We start from the raw sequence: 10,675 nt of genomic DNA, 5'->3' as shown, positions 1-10,675 counted from the left end.
CCGGACCGCCGCGTCGCGGCGTCGGCCGTAGGGGGCGCAGTCGGCCGAGACGTGCACGCTGCCGGCGCCGACCTCGCGCACGACGGAGGGCAGCACGTCCACCGGGCGTCCGACGCGCAGCACCAGGGCGCCGTCGTAGGCGTCGGACAGCGCGGCCAGCGCCTCGTGGAGGCCTGCCGTGCGGACGGTGCCCGCCCCGGCCAGCAGCGCCGGGTCCACGACGAACAGCGGCAGCACGCCGTCGGACGGGCCAGAACCGGCGGCAGCGTGGGCCTCGCCGAGGGCGGGCAGGTCGTGCAGCCGCAGGTCGCGGCGCAACCACAGGACACTCGTCACGGGCCGAGCCTAGGCGCGCCGGCGTCGCCCTGCCGTCCCGACGAGCACCGCCGCCGTGATCGCCGTGGCCCCCCACTGCGCGCCGACGAGCACGGGGCTCAGGCCCCCGAGGTACAGGGCGACCGTGGTCGGCAGCGTGGCGGCGAGCACGACGTCGAGCCCCTGGAAGGCGCCACCGGTGCTCGGCACCCCGCCCATCGGGCTCGCCGCGGTGACGCGGAACCGCGGCGGCGGCCGGTAGGCGGAGCGCAGCGCGGCGGCCGCGAGCACCACCGCCCAGGCGGGGACGAGTCCCAGCCACGCGGGGTCGCCCGTCCGGGCCGCCTGACCGCCGAGGACGACGACCGTCCACACCACGGCCCCGAGCAGCGGGACGACGCCCCGCAGCAGGCGCACGTGGCGGGCGGACAGCGGCAGCGCGCGGTCCGTGGCGGGGACGAGGTCGGCGTTGCGCGCGCCCCCGGCGGCGCTGCTCGCGGCCCAGAACCCCGTGAGCACCCAGCCGGCCGCGAGCGGCAGCCCGCCGCCCAGCAGGCCCGTGCCGCTGGCCGCGGCGCCCAGGAGGGCCGCCACGGACACCTGGACGGCGGCCCTGGGCGTGCGCGCGAGCAGCAGGACGTCGCTCAGCACCAGGACCCGCGCCGCGCCGACGGGCACCCGACGCAGCGACCGGCGGTGCGCCGACGTCGGCCCGACGGCCAGGGCCCGGCCGAGCTCGCGCAGGTCGAGCGACAGGACCGCCGCACGCGCCCGGTCGCCCACGGAGCCCTGCGCACGCAGGCGCGCGCCCGGCAGGAGCCCCGCGCGACGCTCCCCGACGAGGGTGGCGCCGATCGCGGCGACGGCGAGGCCGCCGGCACCGACGAGCAACGCGTCGGCCGGCGGCACCAGGCTCCCGGCCGGCAGCGCCAGGGCCGAGCGCACGGGCGCGAGCAGGGCCATCGCACCCACGGTGAGCGCGGCGCCGAGGAGCACGAGGTCGCCGGCCACGGCGACCACCCGGCTGCCGCGGCCCGCGCCGTGCTCCTGCACGAGCGTCGCGAGGGCGACGAGCAGGCCGCACACCGCCCCGCCGAGGGCCGCCCAGCTCAGCACGTCGGCCAGGGTGGCCGGGGTGCCGAGCACCACGAGGGCCAGCGGGGTGAGCACGGTCCCGGTGGCCGCCGCCCCGGCGGGCCAGGCGAGCACGGAGGGTCGCAGCAGCCCGCGTCGGTCGACCGGCAGCGGCAGCCACCAGGCCGCGCCACCCCCGCCGAGCCCCACCGGACCCAGCCGCCCGGCCAGGCCCAGCAGCCCGCCCACCACGGCCAGGACGAGCAGGAGGCCGGGCACCTCGCCCGCCAGCAGCGCGTCCCCCGGCTCCGGCGCCGGGACCGAGCCGCGCAGCCCGCCCGCGACCCCGACGACGACGGCCACGCTGACGGCGAGGCTGATGAGCACGTACCAGACCTCGCCGAGGGCCGCGCCGAGCCCGCGGCCCTCGCGGGCACCCTGGATCGCGTCGGTGAGGCGCCGCACCCTGCTGCCCGCGGGGACGAGCGCCGGGTCGTGGTCGAGGTCGACCGGGTTCACAGCACGCCGGTGATGGCCGCGACCGCGTCGGCGGCGGACAGTCGCCGGCAGCGGTCGTCGTCGAGCAGCACCGCGCGCGCGCCCAGGGCAGTGAGCAGCGCCGGGTCGTGCGTCGCGAGCAGCACCGCCGTACCGCGCCGCGCCTCGGCCCGGATGAGCTCGGCGAGCTCCGAGCGCATCGCGGCGTCCAGGCGCTGCTCCGGCTCGTCGAGGACGAGCAGGTCGCGCGGGCGCACGAAGCCGGCGGCCAGCAGCAGGCGGCGGCGCTGGCCGGAGGACAGGGCCGAGGGCACCGCGTCCTCGTGGTCCGTCAGGCCGAACGTCTCCAGCAGGTCGTCGACCACGGTGGACGTGTTGCGCACGCCGTGCCCCGCGGCCGTGAGGAGCAGGTGCTCGCGCACGGTCAGGCCGGGGAACCAGGCGTCGTCGTCGAGCACGCCGGCCACCCGCGCACGGACGGTCGCCAGCCGCTCGTCGACCGGCGCCCCGAACACCTCGAGCCGGCCGCTGAGCGGCTCGAGCAGGCCGAGGACCGCCCGCAGCACGGTCGACTTGCCCGAGCCGTTGGCCCCGACGAGGGCGAGCACCTGCCCGGGCCGCAGGCTGAGGTCGACGGGCGCGCAGACGGGGATCGGCCCGTAGCCCACCACCAGCCCGCGGGCCAGCACGACGGGCGCATCCTCGGGGCGGTCACGCGGCGAGCCGGGGTCCCGGCTCACAGCTCGCCAGAGCGCTGGAGCACCCGCATGGCGACCCAGCCGAAGGGCACGCGGCCCCAGAAGGTCACCGCGCGGAAGAGGAACACGGCCGAGGTCGCCAGCGCGCCCGGGATCCCGCCCGTGGTGGTCAGGCCGGTGATGAGCGCCACCTCGACCGTGCCGAGACCGCCGGGAGTGGGCACCAGCGCACCGGCGGCGTTGCCCAGCAGGTAGATGAGCGCCAGGTCGATGAGCGACAGCTCCAGGCCGAAGGCCGCGAGGCTCGCGGCGAACGCACCGAGGTACCCCAGCGTCATGAGGAGGTTGCCGGCCACGGCGACCGCGAACCGCTTCGGCTGCGACAGCAGCTGGACGAGGCGGGGCCAGGTCTGGCGCCAGAGCGGGACCGTGCGGGCGGTCACCCACTGGCGCACCCACGGCACGAGCATGGCGGCGCCGGCGGCGAGCGCGATGACCGCGACGGCCGTGATGACCGTCGTCGAGGGCATCTGCAGGGCGCTGTCGGTGCCGCTGACCAGCGACAGCACCAGCAGCAGGACCACCGTCGTGATGAACTGCGAGACCTGCACCAGGCCCACCGAGGCGACCGCGAGGGTGTTGCTCACCCCGCGGCGGGTGAGCATGCGCAGGTTGAGCGCTGCGGGGCCCACGCCGGCCGGCGCCACGAGGGCGACGAACGAGCCGGCGGTCTGGACGAGCGTGGTGCGCCACAGCGGCAGCCGCACGGGCGAGAACGCCACCAGCGCGAGCGCGGAGCCGAGGAACGTCACCATGCCGAGCCCGAAGGCCACTGCGGCCCACCAGGGCCGCGCCGCGGACGTCAGGGCGGCGGTGATCTCGGCGAAGTTGATGGTGGTGACCACCACGAGCACGGCGGTGATCGACAGCGCGAGCGTCAGCACCGTCCGCGCGCCGAAGCGCACCAGCCGCTCCGGCTCGACGTCGGCCTCCGGGAGCCGGGTGAGCAGGGCCTCGCGGACCTCGGCGAGCACCCCACGACGCTCGCGGGCCTCCTCGCGCGTGGTCCGGGGCATCGCGATGGTCTGCAGCAGCGGCCCGGTGACGATGAGCTCGGCGTCGCTGAGCACGCGCGACGCGGCGGCCACGGCCCGCTCGGCGCCCACCCGCAGCGCGAGCACGGCGAGCAGCTGGCTGACGTCGACGCGTCGGGCGAGCTCGGAGGAGGCGACGTCGCCCGACTCCCAGCCGATGAGCAGCGCTGCGGGCGGGAGCTGCCCCGGCTGCACCAGCACGACGTCCGAGGTCAGCGCGCGGTGGGCGAGGCCGGCCTGGTGCGCCACGCGGAGCTGCTGCCACACCGCGTCGAGCACGTGGTCCGTGAGGTCCTCCGGCGGAAGGTGCCGCAGCGGCACGGCGTCGGGGGTGTGCTCCTGGACGAGGAGCATCGAGTCCTCCGACTCGGCCAGCGCGAGCAGGCGCGGCGTGCGCACGCCGGCTGCGGACGCTGCGTAGCTGAGCAGCGCGGCACGCTCGGCGACCTGGCGCAGCGAGACGACGGTGCGTCCGTCGATGCCGCGCAGCCGCAGGGAGCGCCACGACCGCAGCAGCAGCCCGACCACCTGGCGGTCGCCGTCGAGCACGACGACGTCGTAGCGCTCACCGTCCGCCGTGGTCATGGCGTAGACGCGGTGGTCGCTGTTGCGCGTGATCGCGACGGCGGCGAGGTCGGGGGCGCTCTCCTCACCCGCGCCCTGCCGTGCGGTGACGTCCCGCACCCGCACGAGGCTCATGGGGTCGAAGCCGGCCCGGCGCACGCCGTCGACGAGGGCCGCGCCGTAGGCCCGCTCGGACTGCACGCCCGACGCGTAGCGCAGCCCGAGGCCGACCAGCCGGCCGAGCAGCACCGTGAGGAGCGCGCCCGGCAGCGTGATCGCCCCGGTGACGAGCGCGACGCCGAGGCCCAGCCACAGAAGGTTCCACGAGGCCCCGACGGTGCGGCGGCGGTTGCGCGTGCCCGCGACGGTGATGAGGGCGGCCGTGCCGACGAGCAGCGGCGGGACGGTGACGACCAGCTCGCCGTGGCTGACCACGCTGAAGGCGATCCGCAGGTCGTCGATGGCGAACGTCTCGATGAGCCACAGCGAGACCAGGCCGGTGAGGATGCCCAGCACGCCACCCGCGACGGCCTCGAGGGCGTGGCGGCCCAGGCGGCGCAGCACCAGCTCCGCGACGACGGCCAGCGGCACGACGAGCGTGATGAGCCCCTCCAGCACCGCGACCGGGAGGAAGAGGATCCGCCGGACGATCGAGGCGATCCCCTGGACGTCCTCGGTGACCCCGGTGGTGGTGTTCTGGGCGTACAGGGCGAGCACGACGACGACGCCGATCCCGAGCGCGGCCAGCACGACGCCCACGAGGTCGGCGGGGTGGTGCACGCGCTCGGCCGGGGTGTCGACGATCCGCACCCCGTGCTCCGCCGGCGCTCGCCCCCGCAGGCCGATCCGGCCCGCTGCTGGCATGGGCATGCTGGCGAGTCTAGGCCGGGCCCCGCGCGGAGCCGCTCGAGGCGCGCTGTCCTCAGCCCGCGGCGGAGCGCTGCTCGCCGGTCGAGCCGGGCCCGTCGTCGTGACGTCGGTCCTGCGGGTGGTGCCCGACGATCCCCGGTGCGGTGCGCCGTGACCGCTTCGCCGAGTACATGGCGGCGTCGGCCGCGGCGAACAGCGCCGCCGGGGTCCGGGTGGCGTCGAACGCCAGGGCCACGCCGACGCTCACACCCACCTGGACCATGGCCTGGGCGTCCAGGGCGACGGGCTGCTCGACGAGCCGCTCGAGCCGCTCGACGACCGCGTGGACCTCGCCCGTGTCGTGGATCTCGGTGAGGATGGCGCAGAACTCGTCGCCGCTGATCCGGGCGAGGTGGTCGTGCGGGCGCAGGCCGGCCCGCAGCCGGCGCGAGAGCACCACGAGCAGCTCGTCGCCCGCCGCGTGGCCGAACGTGTCGTTGACCTGCTTGAACCGGTCGAGGTCGAGGAACAGCACCGCGAGGCCGGCGCCGGGCCCGGCCTCCGACAGGCTCGCGGCGAGCCGGCGGAGCAGGTCGCTGCGGTTGGGCAGACCCGTGAGGTCGTCGTGCGCCGCGGCGTGGGCGAGGGCGTCCTGATGGAGCAGGCGGTCGGTCACGTCGCGCTGCTCGACGACCAGGCCCTCGACGAGCGGCTCGTCGAGGAGGTTGTGGACCGTCCACTCGTGCCAGCGCCGCTCGTGGCTGGCCAGGGCGACGAGCACGTCGAGGTTGGTCCGCGTCCCGCTGCCCGCGGCGATGACCCGGCCGAGGTGCTCCGCGACCTCGGGGCGCTGCTCCGCGTCCACGAGGTCGAGCAGCGGGGTGCCGAGCAGGCGGGCGGCGTCGTACCCCAGGGACCGGCCCACCGCCGGGCTGACGTAGGTGAGCCGGCCGGTGGCGTCGCTCACCGTCAGCACGTCGGTCGAGCTCTCCATGAGGGCCCGGAGCCGTGCGTCCGCCCTGGCCAGCGCCTCGCCGGCGGCGTCACGCTCGGCGACAGACGCCCCGACGGTGAGGATGCCGAGGCACGCCAGCACGAGGGTGGCGGTCGCGGCGAGGTGGCTGACCGCGGGGTCCACGACGCTGGACACCCAGCCCAGTGCGACGCCGGCCTGGCCGAGCAGGGTCGCCAGGGACACGATGAGCACCGCGGGGCGCCACACGGTGCTGCCCGACCGCTGGATGTGCACCACGGCCACGAGGATCGCGGTGGCGGGCAGGATGAGCGACCAGCCGGCCGTCCAGGTGAACGCCGCGAAGAGGCTGAACGCCAGCGCGAGACGCAGCGTGGGACGCGTGGTGAGCGACCCGCCGCCGATCCGCTCCTGGACCGCTCGCGTGCCCATGAGCCCGATGAGCGGCAGCAGCAGCGCGAGCACCAGGGGCGAGCCGGTGACCAGCCCGACCTCGTGCAGCCAGCGGAAGGCCGGCCAGGCGGCGAGGCCCGCGGCCAGGGCGCCGACGACGAGCAGGCCGATCGAGGCGCGCGGCGAGAGCGCGCGGGAGCGCGTCGCAGTGCCCATACCTCCCCAGCCTCTGCACGAAGGTGGGACCAGTGTGCCCTGACCTGCGACATCAGGCCAGACCGAGCGCCACCAACCACTCGTCCGGCGCCAGCGCCCAGCCGACGAACGCGACGACGTCGAGCACCGTGTGGGCGATGACGAGCGGCAGCACGCGCCGGGTGCGCAGGTACCAGCCGCCCAGCACCAGCCCCATCACGACGTTGCCCACGGCCATCCCCGGGCCCTGGTAGAGGTGGTACGCGCCACGGATGAGGGCGCTCGTGACGAGGGCGGCGGGCACGGACCAGCGCAGCTCGCGCAGGCGCTCGAGCAGGTAGGCGACGACGACGACCTCCTCGAGCAGGGCGTTCTGCAGCGCCGAGAGCACGAGCACGGGCACGGTCCACCAGTAGTCGTCGAGCCCGGACGGCGCGATCTGCACGGTGATCCCCAGCGCGCGCCCGGCGAGGTAGACGCCGAGCCCGGGGATGCCGATGACCGCGGCGAGCCCGGCGCCGACGGCGAGGTCGCGGCCCGGTCTGGCGGCGTCCAGGCCGATCCGCGTGAGCGCGGCGCGCAGGCCGGCAGGTGCCGCGAGCAGGTACAGCGCCAGGGCGACGGGCACCAGCGCGAAGCCGATGCCGACGAGCTGGTAGACGAGGTCGAGGTACGGGCGCGGCGAGACGGTGGGGTTGAGCGTCGCCGACTGGTCGCCGAGCGGCACGTCCGCGGTCAGCCGCGTGTAGAGGCGCAGCGCGGCGTAGACGGCGGACTGGCCGAGCGACAGGCCCAGCACGATCCACACCTCGGCGCGCAGGTGACGCACGGACCGGCCCGGGGTGGCGGTCGTCTCCGGGGCTGTCGCGGTCACCGGGTCAACCTACGACAGCCGGTGCCGGGCGGCGTGCGAACTACGCTGTCGTCCAGGTGGTCACCGGGCCACCAGGGACGGTGGCCTCCACCCGGGCGGGGGCCGCGCGCCTCCCGGCCGGCCCCTCCCGACCCCGTGAGCGAGGACGCATGACCAGCACCGCACCGCCCCCCGTCGTCGAGGTCGACCACGTCACCCGCACCTTCGGGGCCACCCTCGCGCTGGACGACGTCTCGCTGCGCGTCGGCCCCGGCGAGATGGTCGGCCTGCTCGGTCCCAACGGCGCCGGCAAGACGACGCTGCTGAGCCTCGTCGACGGCCTGCGCCACCCGGACAGCGGGACCGTCCGGATCTTCGGCGGCGACCCGCGCCACCCGGCGAGCCGGACCCGTCTGGGCACCACGCCGCAGGAGACCGGGCTGCCCGCAACCCTGCGGGTGGCCGAGGTGATCGACTTCGTCCGGCGGCACTACCCCGACCCGGTGCCCACGGCGGAGCTGCTGGAGACCTTCGGCCTGACGGAGCTCGCACGGCGCCAGACCGGCGGGCTGTCGGGCGGTCAGCGGCGGCGGCTCGCCGTCGCCCTCGCCCTCGCCGGCCGGCCGCAGCTGGTGCTGCTCGACGAGCCCACCACCGGGCTCGACGTCGACGCGCGGCACGTGCTGTGGGAGGCCCTGCGGGCGTTCCACGCCCAGGGGGTCACCGTGCTGGTCACCTCGCACTACCTCGAGGAGATCGAGGCGCTGGCCAAGCGGGTCGTCGTCGTGGACCACGGGCACCTGCTGGCCGACGCGCCCATCGCCGAGGTGCTCGGCCGGGTCGCGCTGCGCTGGGTCACGTTCGACCTCGACCTCGACCTCGACCTCGCGCGCGCCGGGTTCCGGGCCCTGCCGGGCGTCGTCGGGCACGAGGTCGACCCCGCGACCGGCCGTCACCTGCTGCGCACCGCCGACGCCGACGCCGTGGTGCGCGCGCTCGTCGTCGCCGGTGTCCCGTTCCGCGGGCTCGAGGTCCGCAGCGCCTCCCTCGAGGAGGCGTTCCTGTCCCTGACGGCCGCCGCGGCGGCGGAGGTCCGGCCATGAGCACCCCCACCGCGCCGTCGTCGCGCCTCGTCTCCCCGGTCACCCTCGCCCTGGTGCACTTCCGCTACGGGTTCCTCGAGACGGTCCGGGTGCCCATCGCGGTCATCGGCACCACCGTGTTCCCCACCCTGGCCCTGCTGTCCTTCGTCGTCCCGCAGGAGGCGGCCGCGGGCGACCCGGTCTTCGCCACTGCTGCCACGGCCCAGCTGGCCGTCTTCGCGGTGATGTCGACGTGCATCTTCACCTACGGGATCGGTGTCGCGGAGGACAGGGCGCTGCCGTTCGACCCGTACGTGCGGACCCTGCCGGCCGGACCGGAGCCGCGGATGGCAGGGCGGGTGCTCAACGGGACGCTCTTCGCGCTGCTCGGCGTGCTGCCGCTGGTGGCAGTGGCGGCGCTGCTCACCGAGGCCTCGATCCCGGCGGCCCGGCTGCTCGCCGGGCTCGGGGCGCTCGTCCTGGCGAGCGTGCCGTTCCTGCTCATCGGCCTGACGATCGGTTACGGGCTGCCGGCCAAGGCGGCGGTCGCCGTGGCGCAGGTGACGGTCTTCCCGCTCGCGTTCGCCGGCGGCCTGTTCGTCCCGCCGGAGACCTTTCCCGGCTGGCTCGACACGCTCTCGACGACGCTGCCCAGCCGCGCGGCCCGGGACGTGGTGGTCCCGGTCGCCGTCGGGGGCGACGTCTCCGGCCGGGCGCTCGTGGTGCTCGTGGCCTGGTCCGTGGTGTTCGCCGCGATCACGGCCGCCGTGTACCGGCGAGACGAGGGCCGTCGCTTCCGCTGAGCCCTGCCCGGCGCGGGCGCGGAAGATCCGGAACGCTCTCCGTTCCGGATCCTCCGCAGTCGTGCCGCCCGGCTGGTTGGCTCAGGTGAAGCGGCGCAGGCGCAGGGAGTTGGTCACCACGAGCACCGAGCTGAAGGCCATCGCCCCGCCGGCGATCATCGGGTTGAGCAGGCCGGCCGCGGCGAGCGGGATGGCTGCGACGTTGTAGGCGAAGGCCCAGAAGAGGTTCTGCTGGACGATGCGCAGGGTCCGCCGGGACAGCCGGATCGCCTGGCCAGCGCTGCGCAGGTCCCCGCGCACCAGGGTGATGTCGGCCGCCTGCACCGCGACGTCGGTGCCCGTGCCCATCGCCAGGCCGAGGTCGGCCTGGGCCAGGGCCGCGGCGTCGTTGACGCCGTCGCCGACCATCGCCACGACGCGCCCCTCGCGCTGCAGGCGCGTGACGACGTCGACCTTGTCCGCCGGGAGCACCTCGGCGATGACCTCGGCGATGCCGACCTCTGCCCCGACGGCCTGGGCGGTGGCCCGGTTGTCGCCGGTCAGCAGCACGGGGCGCAGGCCGAGGGCGACGAGCTCCGCGACGGCGGCCGCCGAGGTGGCCTTGACCGGGTCGCGCAGCACGAGCACCCCGCGGGCCACTCCCGACCACGCGGCCATGACGGCGGTGCCGGCCGCGACCGCGCCGTCGAAGGCCACGTCGAGCGGCGTGGTGTCGACGCCCTGCCCGCGCAGCCACTCGGGACGGCCCACGAGCACACGCCGGCCCATGTCGAGCCCGGAGTGCGCGGTGCGGACCACGCCGCTGACGCCGCGGCCGGCGTCGTTGCGGAACTCGAGCACCTGGTCGGAGCCGATCTCGACGCCGTCCTCGCCCACGCCGTCTGCCGGGCGCGCTCCGGCCTGCGCCGCGACCTCGGCGATGGCTCGGCCGACGGGGTGCTCGCTGCGGGCCTCGACGGCCCCGGCGAACCGGAGCACCTCGTCGACGTCGCCACCCGCTGGCACGAGGATGTCGACCAGCTCCATCCGGCCCTGCGTCACGGTGCCGGTCTTGTCGAGCACCACGGTGTCCACCCGGCGGGTGGACTCGAGGATCTCCGGGCCCTTGATGAGGATGCCCAGCTGCGCGCCCCGGCCGGTGCCGACGAGCAGGGCCGTGGGCGTGGCCAGCCCGAGCGCGCACGGGCACGCGATGATGAGCACCGCGACGGCGGCGGTGAACGCCGCCTGCGCGCCGCCGCCGGCGAGCAGCCAGCCCGCCAGCGTGGCCAGCGCGATGACGAC

9 protein-coding genes are annotated in these 10,675 nt (G+C 76.2%); 2 read left to right on the top strand and 7 right to left on the bottom strand.

Going from position 1 to position 10,675, the window contains the following annotated elements; all coding sequences use genetic code 11:
* From PKY62_RS10240 to PKY62_RS10215, 6 genes are all read right to left on the bottom strand, one after another.
* Positions 1–336 (bottom strand): deoxyribodipyrimidine photo-lyase (locus tag PKY62_RS10240; RefSeq protein WP_324536608.1); only part of this gene is annotated, 336 nt, incomplete at its 3' end.
* Between the two features lie 9 nt (positions 337–345).
* Positions 346–1,908 carry a DUF6297 family protein gene (locus tag PKY62_RS10235; RefSeq protein ID WP_324536607.1) on the bottom strand — a complete coding sequence of 521 codons (1,563 nt, stop codon included), beginning with the start codon at positions 1,906–1,908 and terminating at the stop codon, positions 346–348.
* Complete coding sequence (locus PKY62_RS10230) at positions 1,905–2,627, bottom strand: ABC transporter ATP-binding protein (RefSeq protein ID WP_324536606.1); 723 nt, start codon at positions 2,625–2,627, stop codon at positions 1,905–1,907. The genes PKY62_RS10235 and PKY62_RS10230 overlap by 4 nt, the downstream gene beginning before the upstream one ends.
* Positions 2,624–5,113 (bottom strand): lysylphosphatidylglycerol synthase domain-containing protein, encoded by a 2,490-nt coding sequence (locus PKY62_RS10225; protein ID WP_324536605.1) that lies wholly within the window; start codon positions 5,111–5,113, stop codon positions 2,624–2,626. The genes PKY62_RS10230 and PKY62_RS10225 overlap by 4 nt, the downstream gene beginning before the upstream one ends.
* Before the next feature lie 52 nt (positions 5,114–5,165).
* On the bottom strand, positions 5,166–6,674 hold the full coding sequence (locus PKY62_RS10220) for a diguanylate cyclase domain-containing protein (protein WP_324536604.1): 1,509 nt from the start codon (positions 6,672–6,674) through the stop codon (positions 5,166–5,168).
* Positions 6,675–6,726: 52 nt separating this feature from the next.
* Positions 6,727–7,527, bottom strand: a complete 801-nt coding sequence (locus PKY62_RS10215) for a CPBP family intramembrane glutamic endopeptidase (RefSeq protein ID WP_324536603.1) — start codon at positions 7,525–7,527, stop codon at positions 6,727–6,729.
* Between the two features lie 149 nt (positions 7,528–7,676).
* Here PKY62_RS10215 and PKY62_RS10210 point away from each other — a divergent pair, with 149 nt between their 5' ends.
* Entirely contained in the window at positions 7,677–8,609 is a 933-nt protein-coding gene (locus PKY62_RS10210) for an ABC transporter ATP-binding protein (RefSeq protein ID WP_324536602.1), read from the top strand.
* Entirely contained in the window at positions 8,606–9,391 is a 786-nt protein-coding gene (locus PKY62_RS10205; RefSeq protein WP_324536601.1) for an ABC transporter permease, read from the top strand. Before PKY62_RS10210 ends, PKY62_RS10205 begins: the two co-directional genes overlap by 4 nt.
* A gap of 81 nt (positions 9,392–9,472) precedes the next feature.
* Here PKY62_RS10205 and PKY62_RS10200 read toward each other — a convergent pair.
* Positions 9,473–10,675 (bottom strand): heavy metal translocating P-type ATPase (locus PKY62_RS10200; RefSeq protein WP_324536600.1); only part of this gene is annotated, 1,203 nt, incomplete at its 5' end.

Origin of the sequence: Actinotalea sp., assembly GCF_035443605.1 — a bacterium.
Classification (GTDB): domain Bacteria; phylum Actinomycetota; class Actinomycetes; order Actinomycetales; family Cellulomonadaceae; genus Actinotalea.
Note: the sequence above shows the minus strand (reverse complement) of the source record. Positions and strands in the feature narration are given on the sequence as shown.